12 protein-coding genes are annotated in these 17663 nt (G+C 59.7%); 4 read left to right on the top strand and 8 right to left on the bottom strand.

Features of this window, described 5'->3' with window-relative positions; genetic code table 11:
* Positions 1-136: 136 nt before the first annotated feature.
* From EV281_RS19135 to EV281_RS19165, 7 genes are all read right to left on the bottom strand, one after another.
* Positions 137-1813: an ABC transporter ATP-binding protein gene (locus EV281_RS19135; protein WP_132655147.1), complete on the bottom strand. Its 1677-nt coding sequence runs from the start codon at positions 1811-1813 to the stop codon at positions 137-139.
* Positions 1810-2754 (bottom strand): acetamidase/formamidase family protein, encoded by a 945-nt coding sequence (locus EV281_RS19140; protein ID WP_132655149.1) that lies wholly within the window; start codon positions 2752-2754, stop codon positions 1810-1812. The genes EV281_RS19135 and EV281_RS19140 overlap by 4 nt, the downstream gene beginning before the upstream one ends.
* A gap of 66 nt (positions 2755-2820) precedes the next feature.
* Entirely contained in the window at positions 2821-4440 is a 1620-nt protein-coding gene (locus EV281_RS19145) for an ABC transporter substrate-binding protein (protein ID WP_132655151.1), read from the bottom strand.
* 25 nt (positions 4441-4465) lie between these two features.
* On the bottom strand, positions 4466-5386 hold the full coding sequence (locus EV281_RS19150; protein ID WP_132655153.1) for an ABC transporter permease: 921 nt from the start codon (positions 5384-5386) through the stop codon (positions 4466-4468).
* A complete protein-coding gene (locus tag EV281_RS19155) occupies positions 5386-6234 on the bottom strand; it encodes an ABC transporter permease (RefSeq protein WP_132655155.1) in 849 nt (282 codons plus the stop codon). The genes EV281_RS19150 and EV281_RS19155 overlap by 1 nt, the downstream gene beginning before the upstream one ends.
* Positions 6234-6815, bottom strand: a complete 582-nt coding sequence (locus tag EV281_RS19160) for an ANTAR domain-containing protein (protein ID WP_132655157.1) — start codon at positions 6813-6815, stop codon at positions 6234-6236. The genes EV281_RS19155 and EV281_RS19160 overlap by 1 nt, the downstream gene beginning before the upstream one ends.
* Complete coding sequence (locus EV281_RS19165; protein ID WP_132655159.1) at positions 6812-7945, bottom strand: transporter substrate-binding protein; 1134 nt, start codon at positions 7943-7945, stop codon at positions 6812-6814. Before EV281_RS19165 ends, EV281_RS19160 begins: the two co-directional genes overlap by 4 nt.
* A gap of 567 nt (positions 7946-8512) precedes the next feature.
* Between EV281_RS19165 and EV281_RS19170 the strand changes: the two genes are divergently transcribed.
* Entirely contained in the window at positions 8513-9325 is an 813-nt protein-coding gene (locus EV281_RS19170) for an IclR family transcriptional regulator (protein ID WP_132655161.1), read from the top strand.
* 66 nt (positions 9326-9391) lie between these two features.
* Here the strand turns inward: EV281_RS19170 and EV281_RS19175 are convergent, their stop codons facing one another.
* Positions 9392-11581, bottom strand: a complete 2190-nt coding sequence (locus EV281_RS19175) for an alpha-amylase family protein (protein WP_132655163.1) — start codon at positions 11579-11581, stop codon at positions 9392-9394.
* A gap of 375 nt (positions 11582-11956) precedes the next feature.
* Here EV281_RS19175 and EV281_RS19180 point away from each other — a divergent pair, with 375 nt between their 5' ends.
* The 3 genes from EV281_RS19180 to EV281_RS19190 all read left to right on the top strand — a co-directional run bounded on the left by EV281_RS19180 (position 11957) and on the right by EV281_RS19190 (position 17657).
* The gene (locus EV281_RS19180; RefSeq protein WP_245508310.1) at positions 11957-13051 is read left to right on the top strand and encodes a LacI family DNA-binding transcriptional regulator; all 1095 of its coding nucleotides are present in this window, start codon (positions 11957-11959) and stop codon (positions 13049-13051) included.
* A 221-nt stretch (positions 13052-13272) separates the two neighbouring features.
* Positions 13273-14892, top strand: coding sequence for an ABC transporter substrate-binding protein (locus EV281_RS19185; RefSeq protein WP_132655167.1), 1620 nt, complete (start codon positions 13273-13275; stop codon positions 14890-14892).
* A gap of 203 nt (positions 14893-15095) precedes the next feature.
* A complete protein-coding gene (locus EV281_RS19190; RefSeq protein ID WP_132655169.1) occupies positions 15096-17657 on the top strand; it encodes a hypothetical protein in 2562 nt (853 codons plus the stop codon).
* Positions 17658-17663: the final 6 nt, after the last annotated feature.

Genomic DNA, 17663 nt, shown 5'->3' on the forward strand with positions numbered 1-17663 from the left:
AATATGTTTATGTGGCAGGCCGGACAGCCATCCGACTGTGCCGCAATTCGATTTTGAGCGATGATTCGCGCCGGCCAAGGCAAGCCTCGCCAACGCTACAAGGCAAAGGAGGCGCTTCTGCTCCGCTTCTAGGAACTCAGACCTGTGCTCGCCGCGCTTCAGGATCGGGGATCGGAACGGCGGCCATCAGGGCCTTCGTGTAATCCTCTTCCGGGTGTTCGAAGATTTGACGGCGCGTGCCGGTTTCGACGATCCTGCCGCTACGCATGACGGCGACCTTATGGGACATGCGTTCGACAACCGCCATGTCGTGCGAGATGAAGAGATAGGAGAGCCCCATGCTTTCCTGCAGTTCCAGCATCAGGTCTAGCACGCGCGCGCGCACGGAGACGTCGAGTGCCGCAACGCTTTCGTCGGCAACGATCAGCTTCGGTTCAAGTGCAAGTGCGCGCGCAATGCAGATGCGCTGGCGCTGGCCGCCGGAGAATTCATGCGGATAGCGTGTGGCGGCGTCTGCCGTCAGGCCGACACGGCGTAGAAGTTCTGCAACCCTGTCCTTTCGTTCGGACTTGCTGGCGATGCCGTGAATGACCAATGGTTCGGCGATTGCAGCGCCGACCGCCATGCGCGGATCGAGCGAAGCGTACGGGTCCTGAAAAATCATCTGCGCGGTGCGGCGTACAGGTTGCATTGCGCGATGGCCGAGGTTGGCGATATTGCGGCCGTCGATGACCACGTCGCCCGTGAACGGGATGAGGCCGAGCACCGCCTTGCCCGTCGTCGATTTTCCTGATCCGCTTTCGCCGACAAGGCCGAGTGTTTCACCTGGCAGAATATCGAATGAGATGTCGCTGACGGCTGCAGCCGGTGCTTTGCCCTTGAAGAGCAAGCTTGCCGAGCTGCCATAGGTGACGTTAAGGCCACGCACGTTCAGCACGGGGGTGCGGTCGGGGTGCAGGGTTTCGACGCTGCGTGAGGTTATGCGCGGCGGACCGTCGGTACCAGCAAAGGCACCAAGGCGCGGCACGGCCGAGAGCAATTGCTGCGTATAGATCTGCCGCGGCGTACGGAAAACGGTGGCCGCCGAGCCTTCCTCCACAATCCCGCCATTCTGCATGATGACGACACGATCGGCCATCTCGGCGACGACGCCCATGTCATGGGTGATCAGGATGATCGACGTACCGAATTCCGATTTCAGCTCGCGCATGAGCTTGAGTATCTGCGCCTGCACCGTCACATCGAGCGCCGTGGTAGGTTCATCGGCGATCAACACCTTGGGGCGGCAGGAGAGCGCCATGGCGATCATCACGCGCTGGCGCATGCCGCCCGAGAGTTCGTGAGGGTATTGCTTCATCCGCCGTGCCGGATCGGTGATCTGCACGGCATCGAGCATCTGCATCGCGACCGTGTCGGCATTCTCTCTGCCCTGATGTTCCCGGATCGCCTCCGTCAATTGCGCGCCGATCGACATGACCGGGTTGAGTGAGGTCATCGGTTCCTGGAAGACCATGGCTATATCGCCGCCGCGCACGCTGCGCATGGCCCGGTTGGACAGATGCAGCAGATCGCGCTCGCCGAGCATGATGTTGCCAGAGGCGACCCTGAGAGAGGCTTTGGGCAGCAATCCCATGATTGATAGCGACGTCACCGACTTGCCGGAGCCGGATTCGCCAGCAAGGCAAAGCGTTTCGCCGCTGGCGAGGTCGAAGCTGATATCTTTCAGAACCGGTTTGCGACCCTCTGGCGTTCGCGCATCGACGCTAAGATTGCGAACGCTGAGAACGGGTGCGGCGGGCATGGCGTCGATCACGCGAATACGATCCTCGGGAAGTAGAAGGAGACGACCCAGTTCGGCATATCGACGATTTCGCTGATGCGCAGATCGCCGCAGACCGAGCAGAGCAGATAGGCATCGACGGCGCTCATGCCATGCTCAGCTGTCAGAAGGTCGATCATGCGCATGACGCTTTCGCGTGCGCCGGTCATCAGGTCGGGGCCGATGCCGGTGGTGACCTCATAGCCCGCGCCGTCTAGATGGCGGGTGACCGGTTCGGTCGTCGTGAAGCGCGGCGTCTGCAGGCGGGCATCTTTGACGAGTTCAATCGTCGCTTCGACGTTCATCTGGCTTTCGATCGCCGTGCCGCAGACTTCCCCATCACCCTGCGCGGCATGTGTATCGCCGATGGAGAAGAGTGCTCCTTCGACCTCGATCGGCAGATAAAGAGTGACACCGGCAGTCAGGTCACGAATATCCATATTGCCGCCGACACGGCGAGGCGGTACGACCGAATGAGTACCAGGCTCGGCGGGGGCGACGCCGATGGTGCCGGCAAAGGGCTTGAGCGGCACACGGCCGCCGGGGCCGTAAAGGGCTGGCGTCATGCTATTGGCGTCATAGGACCAGACATGTAATGCCGGGTCCTTGAACTGATCGGCCAGTAGGCCGAAGCCTGGAATATTGGCCGTCCAGCCGGTGCCCGAGGGAATGAACTTGCGCAGTGTTACCTTCAACGCATCGCCGCGCTTGGCGCCCTCGACATAGATGGGGCCGGAAACCGGGTTGATCTTACCGAAATCAAGATTGTTCAGCGTATCCAGCGTCGCATCGCGACCGAGCTGGCCGCCGGAAGAATCCAGGCATTCGAAATGGATGGTTTCTCCGGGCTTGGCGACCGCGGCCGGTGCGAAGTCCTTGTTCCAACCGAAGTTATGCTGGGCGCGGTGAATGGTGTGCGTGCAGGCAATGCACATAAGGTGTCTCCCACGATTTTATGATGCCTTCCCGGTTTGCCCGGGAAGACACTGTTTCCTTAGGGCTTATTGCTTCACGAAAATCGCGTCGTAATTGATGACGCGGGTCGGGTCGATGTAGATGTTGTCCGCACCACCCATACGCAGCGACTTGGCCACGACGCGACGCTCGTTGATGACGGGAACCCACGGCGCATCGGCCATGATGTCGGTGAAGACCTTGCCCCAGGCTGCGGTGCGCTCGGTGGACTTTGCCGGATCGGACATGGAGTCGGCAGCAACGGCGCGCTTGTCGAGATCGGCATTGCAGTACCAGGACCAGTTCCAACCGCCCTGAACAGCGCCGGCGCAGCCAAGGATCGGGCCGTAGAAGTTCGACGGATCCGGGAAGTCGGCAATCCAGGCCATGCCGCCAGACCAGATCATCGGCGCTTCACCTTCCGTGCCTCCGGCAGAAATGACGTTGGCCTGGGCGAGAGCCCGGACTTCAGCCTTTACGCCGATCGCGGCGAGATCCTGCTGGATCGCCTGAGCGATGCGCGGCTGCGGATCGGTGTTGGTCGAGTAGAGCACGGTTTCGAAGCCGTCGGCGAAGCCCGCTTCGGCAAGCAGCGCCTTTGCCTTGGCGACATCATAGGCATAGCCGGTGAAGGACTTGTCGTAGCCTGGCATCAGCGGCGGCAGCGGCTGATTGGCAGGTGTGGCGCGGCCGTTCAGGATGCGGACGATGCGATCCTTATTAATGGCCATGTTGACGGCCTGACGCACCTTGACGTTATCGAAGGGCTTCACCTTGGTGTTGAGTGTGATGTAGCCGGTGTGCAGCTGTTCGCCATCGACGATCATCTGCGCGCCATCGGCCGAGTTTTTGATTTCCAGAAACTTTGCCGGCGGGATGCCGTCGCCGGCAATATCGACCTCGCCCTTTTGCAGGCGCAGCAATGCCACAAGTGGCTCCTGACCGACTTCGACCTTGAAGCTATCGAGATGCGGCATATCCTTCACGAAATAGTCTTTGTTGCGCTCGAAAACGAGCTGCTGGCCAATGGTCCAGTCCTTCAGAATGAAGGTGCCGGAGCCGACCGGCTTCTTGCCGAAATCGCCGCCAGCCGCTTCGACCGCTTCCTTCGGCACGACCGATGCGAAATTGATGGCGAGAACGTGCAGGAAGGTTGCATCCGGACGCGACAGACGGAAGACAACAGTGCCGTCATCCGGCGTCTCGATGCCCGAAAGCGTCTCAGTCTTGCCGCCTGTTTCCTCATCAAAGCCTTGGATAGCACCGAAGAAGCCGGCGCCGGGGCCTTGCGTCTTTGGATTGACGGCACGCTCGATCGAATACTTCACGTCGGAAGCAACAACTTCGCGGCCATTCGAAAACTTCACACCCTTGCGCAGCTTGAATGTATAGGTGAGGCCGTCAGGTGAAACGGTGAAGCTCTCGGCTAGCGACGGGATGAGGTGTGGCGTGCCGGGCTCGTAGTCCATCAGCCGCGAATAGAGGCTCTTGATCATCGACCAGTTGACCCAATCGTAGCCGATGGCCGGGTCAAGCGTGGTGATGTCATCCTTGTAGGTGACGACAATATCGCCGCCCTGCTTAGGCGTTTCCTGCGCCTTGGCGGTGAAGGGGGCGAGTGCCACCATCGTTGCCATTGTCGTATGTCGAAGCCAGCGTTTGAACATTCGTGTTCCCCTTCTTTGGTTGCGTTCAACGTGTGCGGATGCGTGGATCGATGAGCGGCGCAACGAGATCGGCGAGCAGGTTGCCGATGACGATGGCGAGCGCTGAGGTCAGCGTGACGCCCATGATGATGGGGATGTCGACCTGCTGGATGGCTTGCCAAGCGAGCTGGCCGATGCCCGGCCAGCCATAGACCGCCTCGACAACGACCACGCCGCCCATGAACTGGCCGATGTCGATGCCGATCATGGCGATGATCGGCAGGATGGCATTCGGCAAAGCATGGCGGAAAATGATGCGACGCGAAGAGAGGCCCTTGGCGCGGGCGGTGCGGACATAGTCCTGATTGAGGACGTCGATCATCGCTGATCGTACCATGCGTGCATACCAGCCGGCGCCAAGGACGCCTAGGGTGGAGGCTGGCAGCACGACATGAGCAAAAGTGCCGTAGCCACTCATGGGTAGCCATCCGAGCGTTACGGCAAAGACGTAAAGAAGCAGCAGCGCGAGGACGAATTGCGGCGCCGAAACCCCGACGAAGGAGGCCGTCATGACAAGCCGGTCGACGAAACCGCCGCGGCGCACGGCGGCAATCGTGCCGAGCGTCAATCCAAGGGCTACTTCCACGAGGATGCCGGCCAGCATGAGGACAAGCGTTGCCGGCAGGCGGGCGGTAATCAGCGTCCAGACTTCCGTCTTCTGCGCGTAAGATCGACCGAGATTGCCGTGCAGGAGATTGGTAAGATAGGTGCTGAACTGCACGAGTAGGGGCTGGTCGAGGCCAAGCTCGTGACGGATATTCGAGACCGTCTGCGCCGTGGCACTGCGCCCGGCGATCATACGCGCTGGGTCGGCGGGCAGTGCGTAGAGCAGCACGAAGGTGATGGCGGCAACGCCGAGAAGGATGAGGGCGGCCTGGACAAGACGGCGAAGGGCGAGGAAAAACATCAGCCTCTCCCGCGCTGGGTCGGATCCAGGATATCGCGCAGAGCATCCCCGACGAGATTGAAGGAAAGCGCCGTCAGAAGGATGATCGCGCCGGGGAAGAAAACGAGCCAGGGCGCCGCCTGGAAGTAGCTCTGGCTTTCGAAGATGATGTTGCCCCACGAGGGCTGCGGCGGCTGCACGCCGATGCCGAGGAAGGAGAGTGTCGCTTCGAGCAGCACGGTGGTTGCAATGCCGAGGGTGCCCCAGACGATTGCCGTCGGCATCAGATGCGGCAGAATATGCAGGAAAAGCACGCGCATATGGCCGGCGCCAAGCGAGCGTTCCGCCATGATGAAATCACGCTCCACAAGTCCGCGCGTCTCCGTATAGACGATGCGTGCGACCTGTACCCAGTTGACGAGCGCAATCACCATCGCAACGATCCAGAGACTAGGTCGCAGCAGTGCAGCAAGAACGATCGCCAGCAGCAAGGCCGGGAAAGCCATCATCAGGTCGGTGAAACGCATCAGGATGTTGCCGACGATGCCGCGCATATAGCCTGCGAGAATGCCGATGAAGAGGCCGATCGCGACCGCAATGCCGTTGGCAACGAGGCCGATGACAAGCGAGGTGCGGGCGCCAAAGAGCATCCGCGAGAAGAGGTCGCGCCCCAGTGTATCCGTGCCGAGCAGATAGGGGCCGCCGGGCGGCAACGGCGCACCTTCCAGAGACAATCCGTCGAACATCTGCTCATCGGGATTGAAGGGCGCGATCCAGGGTGCGGCCACTGCAAGACCGATGACGACGAGCACGACGATAAGGCCGAAGAGAGCGGTCGGCTGCCGCAGCATTGCTTTGATTACACGCATCAGCCGGCCTCCGGCAGGGGCTCTATGCCACCGATGATGAAGGCGGCGATCTGCTCCATCGGCAGGCGGCGGCGCATGGCGCAATTGCGCAGGATTGAATAAGCGCGTTCCTCATCGATCCCATGCGCCTTCATCAGCTTTTCGACGGCGGCATGCACGAGCGGGCGCAGGCGCACGCGCTCTTCGAGATATTGCAGGCGCTCGACAACACCTTTGCGCTCCTGATGAATAGAGACGGCCATGACGAGGGCCGGATAGACGGCGGAGGCCGCAATCGGCTTGGCGATGATCGCGCCGGCACCCTGGACAAGCGCCCATGCGATACGGCCTGGCGCTTCCGAGCCGAGCAGCGCGACAACCGGGCATGTCGAAGCGGCACCGCTCCAGGGCAGGAGATCGTCAAAACCCTGGTCGGCATCGACGATGACGAGATCGGGTACGCTTGCGGCTGAAAGCGGTGCCCATTGCAGCGTTGCGGATAAGCCGAGAAGACGCAGTTGACGGATCAGTCTATCGGTATTGCCGTCTTCGCGGTGTAGAACGACGGCATGCCAGCCTGTGAAATTGGGCGTTTCCTTCATGACACCACCCGCAATTTCGGCGAGGCCGATTTATTGCGGCCGGTCAGATAGGGATCGGCAGCGAGTGGCGGGCGGGATGCGATCACGTCGAAACCGTTCTGGCTATTGATACGGCCGAGATGGAAAGGCAAGGCAGCGTGGTTTGTGTCCCTATCGATGTTGAGCGCGCCGAAGGGCGTCGCCCAGCTTTTGCTATAGAGTTCGTGACGCACAGCGGAAGGCTCGTCCCCGCCGGCAGCCAGGATTGCTTCGACGCAAAGGCGAACCGCAGTATAGGCACTGGCAAAAACGCTGGAAATCCGACGCGGAGCGCCGTGATGCATGACGACACGTTGCTTGAAATCGGCATTTTCCGAGGTTACGACGCTGTCGAAATAGGAGGCAGCGCAGAGCTGGCCGATCGCGGCACCCGGCGCGATATCGTCAAGCTCGCATTCCATCAGGTCGCAGCTGACAACAGGGCAGTTCTCCGGCCTGAAGGTCGCGTCGCGATCGGCAAGCCGACGGATTGCCTGATGGAAGGCATAGCTCGATGGCCCAATCAGATTGTTCAGGATGAAGCTTGGCCGGCGCTGTTCAATATCGGCCACGATCCGCTCGACTGCGGTTTCCTCGAGCGGCAGGTAACGCTCGCCAAGAACCTCGCCACCGGCGTTGGTGGTCAGTTCGCGAGCGAGCCGGTTCATCTCCCAGCCCCAGACATAGTTCGCACCGACGAGATAAGGCCGGTTTCCGTAGCGCGGAATCAGATGTTCGAAGAGTGGCAGCAGGTGCTGATTTGGGCAGCCGCCGACATAGATAACATTCTCGTTCGCCTCGAAACCCTCATAGGGGCACATATACCAGAGCAGGCCGTCATGTTTCTCGATGAGCGGGATGACCTCCTTGCGGGAAGCAGAGGTAATGGTGCCTATGATATGGCGGCAGCCGGCACGCAACAGATGACGCGCCCCCTCGAGATAGGCGGCAAGATCGGCCTGCGGGTCGAAGAAAACCGGTTCGATCGGCCGATCGCTCGTTGCGGCAAATTCGGCGATTGCGAATTCCGCGCCATCGCGCGCGTCGCGCCCCATCGAGCCGTAAGGCCCTGTGGTGGAGTAAAGAATGCCGATTTTCAACGCATCATTCATCTGTTAGCCAAAAACCAAAAACCCCATGAGGGCATCCATCCGCGATGGGGCCATCATGGGGCGAAACTGCCCAGCGACTGTCGGAGTCATGTAAGGTTACGGGGCACTTTGCCTAATCCGCAGGCTTGAATAAAATACAGGCACCCCAGTTTTGTCAAGCGTGTATCCGGCGGATTCGGGACGGCCCGGCAAGATCCATTTGCAGCCATATACTCTGGGGGAGATCGATTCGAGAGAGTAGGGGCATGACAGCGGAAATATCTGCTGTGGACGTGGCGCGAAACAAGATCGGCTCTTGAGGCATCCTGTTATTAATAAACAGGAAAACTGCCCAGGTCTAATGAATTGCCGCAGATAGTTTCGCGACATTTCCGACCTCTTCAAACCTACGCCAGTTCGGTCGCAAGATATCGCCGGACTTGCTGCCGGCAAGGCGCACGATCCCGTGAGGAGGCGTTTTTCGCTCCGGTTAACCGCGTTTCCGCCGTTGACGCTGTTACATGGTAGCGTTACCATCAGCATCGACAGCGCCGGGGAGACGCTTGGAAATAGCAACGGAGGAGACGCATGGGAGAGCATGTGGAGGAGAAAAGTCTTCACGGGCGCGTTCAGTCGATCGACCGCGCCATGATGCTGCTCGAAGCGATGGGAACGGAAGAGGATGGCAACCGCTTGGTCGATCTCGCCAGCCGTACGGGCTTGGCGCCCTCGACGGTTCACCGCATTCTGACGACGTTGGAGCAGTGGCAATTCATCCAATACAATCCTAATGATCGCATGTGGCATATCGGCCGGCAGGCCTTTGCCATCGGTTCGGTCTTCACCCGCCAGAGCAATCTCGTCGCTACCGCGCTCCCATATCTCAGAAGACTGCGCGATCAGACGCGCGAAACTGCCAATCTCGGTTTCGTCCACGACGGCGAGGTCGTCTTCGTCGATCGTGTTGAAAGCCGCGATATCACCCGCACCGTCGCTCGCGTCGGCAGCCGGGTGCCGATGACGGCATCCGCCATGGGCAAGGCCATTCTCGCAACCTACTCACAGCAGGATCTCGAAGCGATCCTCTCGCGCGAAGGAAGCCGGCGCTTTACGGCGAATACATTGACGGGCCAGGCAGCATTGCGTGCCGATCTCGATAGAATCCGGGCGGACGGGTATGCGGTCGACGATGAGGAACTGGTATCAGGCCTGCGCTGCGTGGCCTCTGCCGTCTATAACCATCAAGGCGAGGCGATTTGCGCCATATCGCTGTCGAGCCTTGCATCAAGGATCACGCCGCAGCGGGTTCCGGTGCTGGGACGCCTGCTGACCGAAACCTCGGCGCAGTTGACGACGGCTCTCAGTGGGGAGATGCCGCCGTTCAACGCCATGGCGAGCTGACGCGAAACACTCTGCTCGCTCAAGTCAACCGCCGACCCGCATGTACCGGCGGTTTTCTTTTGCCAATCAGGACCAGTCGACAACGATTACTTCGTGATCGAGGACTGCACCGACATCGATGGCGATCTCGCTGCCTTCGTCGCTGACCTTCACCGTCTTCCCGGCAACCCTGAGGCTTGCAAGGGAGACAGCCTTGCCGGTCTGTTTACGCAGGCGCAGCGTTACCGGACCGATCGGCACGAGCTCGTTTTGGCGGCCCGGCACGCGGGAGACCAGCACGCGGTTGTTCAGGTGAACGATCTGCCGTCTGTCCTGCTGATAGAGCACGGCCGTAACGAGACCGTGCGTGCCTTCGAGCCTCAGAAGCGAGCGATCGGCAAGCATCCAGCGCACGGCATTGGTGATCAGGCGCGCATGCTCGAACTGGTCGTCCCGCGCATAACAACGGTCGAGATCGGCGACTAACCAGACGAACTTGCCCTTGCCGTTTTCGCGAACGGTGATGGCGGGCGCATCCGAATAAGGCTGCCGCATCCAGGAGGTTTCCGGCGGATAGATCGGAAAATCTGGAATGTAGGTCGCCAGAACCTTGACGTCGTCGTCGACACTCACGACAGGTAGATAACCACCGAAGGGCAGAGTATCCGTCTCATCGAGGCCGGCAAGCACCGGATGGCGGCTTCCGTCCGCCTTCGGAGCTGTCTTGTCTGAAGGACCGTGCACACCGGCGCGCAGTTCGGGCGAGAGGCGCAGATAGGTGTGACGCGCACTGGTTTCGATATCAGGGTTGGCTGCCTCGAAGTCACCATGCGCACCGCTCTTGCGATGAACGCCAAAGAGCTTGGCAAGGGCGAAATCTGTCCGGCGGTCGCCGTACTCGTTGTAGAGGCTCGCCTCCGACGAGGCGATCACCGAACCGCCTTGAGCCGCGAAAGCTTCGACGGCGGCAACCTGCGCGTCCGACATGGTCGCAAGGTTCGGAAGGACAAGCACGGCGAAGCGTCCCGCTGCCTTGCCGATATCGTCGGCGTTGACGGGCAGATAGGTGATGCCGGCGCGATCGAGTGCCCGCGTCGCTCCGCGATAGGGGTTCATCGTGCGGTCGTTCGCCTTGTCGCGACCGTGATAGTCGTGGTTGCTCTGCGACCAGACGACACCGACATCAGCCTGCGGCTGACGGTTGATCAGAATATCCTGGTTCGCTTCGTGCCATTTGAAGATCGGCTCGGCCGTCTTGTACTGACGGCGGTCTTCATGCAGCGAGCCGATATGATGCCACCAGGGCTGGATGCCGCCGGCAAAGCCGGAGGACGACCAGAGCCGCACTTCGGCCGGCGGCATGCTGGCGAGACGAAAGGCTGGCGAGCCAAGCTGATATTGCGGCGTGCTTTCGGGAATGAGTTTATCCCAGCCGCCGACTTCATGCAGCCGCTTGCCGGTTTCGGTATTGTCCTCGAAGCCATCGATGAGATTGCGGCGCTGATGGTCGAGCATGACGATCGGGCTGCGGGCAAGGATTTCCTTAAGGTCGATAAAGCGGTTGCCGTTGTTCAGGATATCGCCGCTGATCATGCCCATCCAGCAGCAATCCTTGCCGCCGACTTCGGTCGTGACCTTGTTGTTGAATTCCCAGAGATCGGTGCGGCGCTTGTAATTCCACTGGATCCAACGGCGATAGTTTTCATCGGCCCAATCATGGCGGCGAGGCAGGTCTACACCTGACCATGCGAAGAACTGCTCGGTGCAATGGCGGCAATAGCAGATGTTCTTGCGCGGGATGCCGGCCCAGCTGTTGTCGGCAAAACCGTCCGGCATGGTGCGCTCGATGATCTCGCGCATGATATCGGGCAGGTATTCGCTGTAATAGGGCGAGTTGATGCAGGTGACGTATTTGTCTGCTTGCCGATAGGGTTTGCCGTCGATATCGAGGCAGATCCAGTCCGGATGGGCGCGGTAGAAATCTTCCGCGACGCGGTTTGAATCCATACGCGCGATAACTTTCAATCCTTCCTCGCGGGCCGCCTTGACAATCTCGCCGTAGAGGTCGCGGTCGCCCAGTGCTTCGGCCTTATGATGCAGCGGAAACTTCGTCGGATAGTAGCTGACAATGCCGCCGGCATTGATGATGACGCCTTGAACGCGCGTCTTGCGCCAGTGTTCCCGCCACCATGTATCGTCGTAACGCGACGGGTCGATCTCGACCAGATTGGTCTGTCCCCATCGCAGCGCCGTGCGGTACCAAGGCTCCGATCCCATGATTATTTCCACCCTCGTTTCAGTTGGTTTGCGTCGCCAGACTAAATGAAAGCGGCGCTTAGTCGCCGACTTTTCCCGGAAATTCCACGATGCGGAAAATCACAGCAAAGCGTTCGATGGCCAGCCGGAAATGGGGATATTTTTCAACTTACTTGCTTGCGCTCGAACTCTGCAGCAATTGCACCGTATCGATATCAGGTTCCTTTGGATCATCGAGAAATGTCCAGCAGCGGGCGCTACGTGGACCGGCCGATTTACGCCTGCGTTGACTCCGCTGTTGCTTTTTGGAATTGACATATTCGGTTTGAGTAATGCCTGAGACACCTTCCGGGGAAGGGGCAGCGCCGTTCCTAGATGCCGCGAGGAGACAAAAGATTGCGAAGCCGACGGACCGATGGTCGTCCCACGATTGCCGATGTCGCGCGCCTGGCCGGGGTCGGCGCGATCACGGTGTCGCGGGCGCTGCGCGATCCGAGTCAGGTTTCTGCGACCCTGCGCGCAAATATCGACAAGGCGATAAGGGAACTGAACTATGTTCCCAACCTCAGCGCCAGGGCGCTTGCCTCTGTCAGGGCCGATGTCATTGGTGTGCTCGTTCCATCGCTGACCCAGAACATCTTCTCCGATGTTCTGCGCGGTGTCTATGACGGTGTCGAAGGCACCGAACTGCAGATCCAGATGGGCAACACCCGTTACCAGCTGCAAGAAGAGGAGCGGCTGATTGCCCAGATGCTGCGGCAGAAGCCGGCTGGCATGATCGTCTCCGGGACCGAACAGAGCGACCGCTCCCGCGAGATGCTGGAAAATGCTCGTTGCCCTGTTATCCAGATCATGGACCTGACGGATAAACCGATCGATACGATCATCGGTTTTTCGCATTACGAGGCGGGCCGGGCGATCACCCGGCATTTAATCGAGGCCGGCTATCGGCATATCGGCTTCCTGAGCGGCTGGCTGAATGGCCGCTCCTTCGGCCGCTATTCCGGTCTGAAGGATACGTTGACGGAAGCCGGCATCTATAATCCGAGCTATATCTCGCCGATCGACAGGAGCGACCATATTCCCGAAGGCGTGGGCTGGGAAACGCCGCGCTTTGCAACACCTTCGACGGGCCGCAAGCTGATGGCCGATCTTCTGGACGCCAATCCGGATATGGATGCCGTCTTCTGCAACAATGACGTCATGGCGCTTGGCGCGCTGTTCGAATGCATGGAGCGCGGCATCCGCGTGCCTGAGGATTTTGGTATTGCCGGCTTCAACGATTTCGACATCATGGAAGCAGCCTATCCGTCGATCACTAGCGTGCGCAGCCCCCGCTGGGAATCCGGCTACCATGCCGTCATGGCGCTCCGTCGCCGTTTGAGCGGAGACGACAGCGGAGACCGGATTGTCGACTTGGGCTTCAAAATCCAAAAACGCGCCAGCACGGATCGCAGCGGCGAACTTCGTCGCCAGCAGGCGGCTAGGTGATGTCGGGACTGCCGGTTTCTTGCTTCACGCATATGTCGCAATTTGAATAAGAGCTTTTCCAAAACGCCATAAATCCGCAGCCGAACAAAACTTGACGCTCGTATCTGGTAGCGCTACCGTGCCCTTGCGTTGCTCGTCGACCCAGAAGACGCCTGACAATAAAAACACCAGAAATTCAGCGTCAGCCGGGATGCAGCGCCTCGATAAGGGAGGATCTGAGCATGGCGATTACTCGACGTAAACTTATCGAAAATTCTGCGGCTGCTGCTGTCGGCGCCAGTATTGCGGCAAGCCTTGGGGCGGCCGCTTTCGCGCAAACCACCGATACATTGAAAATTGCTTTTGCCGCCCGTGGCCTCAGGACTATCGACCCTGCGAAATCGATCCAGGGTGTCGACAACTGGGCCATCATCCATATTTACGACAAGCTCGTCGATCTGCCGCTCTGGAAGTTCCCGGCGACCATGGACGAGCTCGTGCCGCGTCTTGCTACGAGCTGGACTTCGACGCCGGATTCCAAGTCCTGGACGCTGAAGCTCCGCCAAGGCGTGAAGTTCCACAAGGGCTATGGCGAGATGACGTCTGCAGACGTCAAGTTCACCTTCGACCGCATCCGCGATGCCGTGCGCGTCGGCGGGGTACGCCCGAAATTCACAAATATCAGCGAGGTCATCGCCGACGATCCCTATACGATCACCTTCAAGCTGGCGCAGCCTGACCCGCTCTTCCTGCTCGGCGTCCTCAGCGACTATGATGCCTCTGTCATGAGCAAAAAGGCGGTCGAGGAAAAAGGTGAGGAGCCAATTGGCCGGGATCCGATCGGAACCGGTCCCTATGTGCTGGAAACTGTCTATCCGGATCCGTCACAGGGCGTCATGCTGGTTGCCAATAAGGAACATTGGGACGTCCAGCCGGCGACGCCGAAGCTGCAGTGCCTCTACATCGCCGATACGACGGCGCGTACGCTTGCGCTGCTCTCCGGTGACGTGCATCTGATCGAGGGCGTTCGTGCCCCCGGCTGGGCGGCTTCGATGTCGCAGCGCGATCCGAACCTGATCTTCGATGTCGTCAGCCCCGGCAGTTTCTTCACGATGCAGGTCAACGTGACGAAGAAGCCCTTCGACGATGTGCGTGTACGTCAGGCGCTGTTTTATGCAATCGACCGCGACGAAATCACCACGGCGATCGCGCCGATCAGCAAGCGTACCTACGGGCTCAATCCTCCCTCTTATCCGGGTGGCTTCTCGGCAGAAAGCATTCCAGCTGATGTCGCCTACAAATATGATCCCGAAAAGGCGAAATCCCTGCTTGCCGAAGCCGGATTCCCGAATGGTTTCAGTTTCAAGAACGATACATCACAGCGCGAGGACTTCTCGGCCATCATGCTGATGATCCAGGCACAGTTGCGCAAGGTCGGCATCAATATGGATCTGAACATCAAAGACCATACGGCCTTCCATGCCGACCAGAACATCGGCACCAATACGCTGTCGCAGCAGTCGTCTGCATTGCCGCCGGTGCCGACGCAGGTGATTGTCACCTACCTATCGAAGGGCGCCGAAGTCCGCTCGGATGGCAATGGCGGGGCGAACATGAGTCATTATGGAGTCGCCATTCCGGGCATCGACGACCTTCTGAGCAAGGCACTTGCCGAGCCAGATCTCAGCAAGCGTCTGGAGATCGTCAAGGAAATCGAGATCAAAGCCCTCAAGGACGCGGTCATCCTACCCGTTTCCAACAACGGCTTTATGATCGTTCGCTCCGAAAAGGTCGATCTCGGCTATGACGTCGTCTCCGGCTATGTGAATTGGCCGCTCACCAAGGCCAAGATCAAGGCCTGAGCCGCCTGGAGCGGCGGCAGGGAAGCGGAAACGCGTCCGCCTCTCCAGGTTCAAACATCGGATCATCCGAAAAACGTGTCACGCATTTCGGCCCGATGCACCAGTCGCGAACACGTTCCGAAATCGTGATCTTTCTCCCGGCTTTAAGCCGGGGGCATTGCGCCTTTGCGCGAAGACATTGGTCCTATTTTGCGAGGTCAGATATGGCGCGAGCCGATAGCGTATCCATCAACCTTCCGTCCGCTCCGCTTTCGGATAGCGTGACATGGGCGATCGACGAATTGCGCAGCCGCCTGAGGCGCCGAGGTGTAAGGACCTCAGACAAGACGGTGGGCGAAGGTATCTCAATCGTGGTCGCCGAAGTCGGGTCGCCTCACGCGCCGACAGCCATGGCGCGCGATGAAGAAGCATTTGCTCTCGCTCGTAACGGCAATACGATTACAGTATGGGCGCATGATGAAAGGGGTATGGTCTATGCCCTGACCGAACTTGCCGACCGCGTGCGCTACAATGATGGCGAGGATCTATTTGCGGGTAAGTTTCCGCTTGCGGAAAAGCCGGCTGCACGCATCCGCAGCATGGCGCGGCTGTTCTGCAGCGAGGAGGAGGACAAGGTCTGGTTCTACGACAAGCAGCAGTGGCGCGATTATCTGACCATGCTGGCATCGAACCGCTTCAACCGTTTCGCCCTGACGCTCGGCATGGGCTATAATTATCCCTACCACAATCCCTGGATCACCGACGTCTATTTTTACTTCCCCTATCCGTTCCTGCTGAAGCTGCCGGGCTACGATGTCGAGGTCACCGAGCTCTCCGATGAGGAGCGCGAAACCAATCTCGAAATGCTGAAGTTCATCGGCCGCGAGGCTGCAAGGCGCGGCCTCGAATTCCAGCTGGCACTCTGGACGCAGCGCTATGATTTCGACGATGTTCCGCGCGCCAATTACACGGTGACGGGTGTCACTGATAATAATCTCGCGCCCTATTGCCGCGACGCGATTACACAGTTGCTGCGGGAAGTTCCCGAGATTACCGGCCTGACATTTCGCGTCCATGTTGAAGGTGGCATTGCAGAAGGCGAATATGGCTTCTGGAAAGAGGCGTTTGCGGGCGTCGCCGCAGCCGGCCGTCCAGTCGAGATCGACATGCACGGCAAGGGCCTCGATCACACCATGCTGCAGATCGCCCGTGAATCCGGCATGCCCTTTGCTGCCTCGCCGAAATATCTCGCCGAGCATATGGGGCCGCCCTACCACCAGTCGGCCATCCGCAACAAGGAGTACCCGCCGGAAGTGGCGCGCAGCGAGCGCGAGCAGCTCAGTGAAGGCTCCCGTAAGTTCCTGCGCTACAGCTACGGCGACCTCCTCGCCAAGGACAAGGACTACAAGGTCATCTACCGCATCTGGGCTGGAACGCAGCGCGTTCTGCTCTGGGGCGATCCGGAATTTGCTGCCGGCTATGGTCGCAGCTCGATGTTTGCAGGTTCGGATGGAGTCGAATGGTGCGAGCCGCAGAGTTTCAAGGGCCGCATGGGCACCGGCATTCCCGGTGGCCGCTTCAACTATCAGAAGCACGGCCTGCCGACGCGCCACGACTGGCAGAAATATGAGTACCAATACCGCGTGTGGGGGCGTCTGCTCTATTATCCGGACGCGCCACGCGAAAGCTGGATGCGCTATCTCGAGCATGAATGCGGCGATGCCGCCGTCGACTGCGAGAAGGGGCTTTCCTGGGCGAGCCGTGTGCTGCCGCTGATCACGCTGGCGCACGGTCCTTCGGCCTCCAACAATCATTACTGGCCGGAAATCTATACGAATCTGCCGCTCGTCGAAGGTTCCGGCCGCCGCGCCTACGCCTTCGATATGGAAGGGCCGGTCCGCTTCGGAAATGCGCCGACCTTTGATTCGTCGCTCTTTGCCAATGCGCGCGAATATGCCGAACTGCTTCTCGCCGGAAAGCCTTCTCACCGCTATACGCCGCTTGATGTGGCCGATTGGTTGGAAGAGATGGCAGAGGGCTGCGAAGCGGCCCTGATCAGAGCAAAGGTAACCGGAAGCTACGGCTCGGCGGCTGTCCAGCGTATCATGATCGACGTCCAGATCTCAGCCGGTATCGCCCGCTTCTTTGCCGAGCGCTTCCGGGCCGCGTGCTGGGCGGAATTGTTCATCGCCACCAAGGTCACGACGCTGATCGAACCCGTGATCGATCACGCGAGACGGTCTGTCATGGCCTGGCAAGCGGCCGCCGACATTTCCCGCGATGTCTATCACGACGACCTGACCTATGGTCCACAATCCTGGCTGCGCGGCTCCTGGCAGTCACGACTGCCAGAAATGACGGCTGAGGTTCTCGACCTGGAATCGCTGCGCGGCGCCGGCAAATTCGAATCTGTTGTCGCAGACGAACAAGTACGTGCAGCCGTTAAGGCACTCAGAGCCCGTCAGCCGGTCATATCCAGCACTGCGGGTATCGTTGCACCTGCAACATTCAAGGCCGGCGAGGCCTTCACGGTGCGGATTGATGAAACGGTGGACGACGAACCGGTGCTGCACTATCGTCACGTCAATCAGGCCGAGCGCTGGAATTCGGCGAAAATGACCCGAAATGGCAGCGGTTTTGCTGCGACCATTCTTGGAGATTATACCGACTCCAAGTTTCACCTGCAATTTTTCGTCAGCTCGAGGAGGGGCGGACGGAGTGTGCTTTCACCGGGTCTTGAGGACAACCTGTCCAACGAACCCTACTATACGGCGCTGCAGGACTAGACAGGC

Source organism: Rhizobium sp. BK418, from assembly GCF_004341105.1.
Classification (GTDB): Bacteria; Pseudomonadota; Alphaproteobacteria; order Rhizobiales; family Rhizobiaceae; genus Rhizobium.

Bases quoted from the DNA above. Each gene is read 5' to 3' on its own strand.
- EV281_RS19190 (WP_132655169.1), top strand. From the start codon at position 15,096: ATGGCGCGAGCCGATAGCGTATCCATCAACCTTCCGTCCGCTCCGCTT.
- EV281_RS19170 (WP_132655161.1), top strand. From the start codon at position 8,513: ATGGGAGAGCATGTGGAGGAGAAAAGTCTTCACGGGCGCGTTCAGTCG.
- EV281_RS19160 (WP_132655157.1), bottom strand. From the start codon at position 6,815: ATGAAGGAAACGCCCAATTTCACAGGCTGGCATGCCGTCGTTCTACAC.
- EV281_RS19150 (WP_132655153.1), bottom strand. From the start codon at position 5,386: ATGTTTTTCCTCGCCCTTCGCCGTCTTGTCCAGGCCGCCCTCATCCTT.
- EV281_RS19140 (WP_132655149.1), bottom strand. From the start codon at position 2,754: ATGTGCATTGCCTGCACGCACACCATTCACCGCGCCCAGCATAACTTC.
- EV281_RS19185 (WP_132655167.1), top strand. From the start codon at position 13,273: ATGGCGATTACTCGACGTAAACTTATCGAAAATTCTGCGGCTGCTGCT.
- EV281_RS19155 (WP_132655155.1), bottom strand. From the start codon at position 6,234: ATGCGTGTAATCAAAGCAATGCTGCGGCAGCCGACCGCTCTCTTCGGC.
- EV281_RS19165 (WP_132655159.1), bottom strand. From the start codon at position 7,945: ATGAATGATGCGTTGAAAATCGGCATTCTTTACTCCACCACAGGGCCT.
- EV281_RS19145 (WP_132655151.1), bottom strand. From the start codon at position 4,440: ATGTTCAAACGCTGGCTTCGACATACGACAATGGCAACGATGGTGGCA.
- EV281_RS19175 (WP_132655163.1), bottom strand. From the start codon at position 11,581: ATGGGATCGGAGCCTTGGTACCGCACGGCGCTGCGATGGGGACAGACC.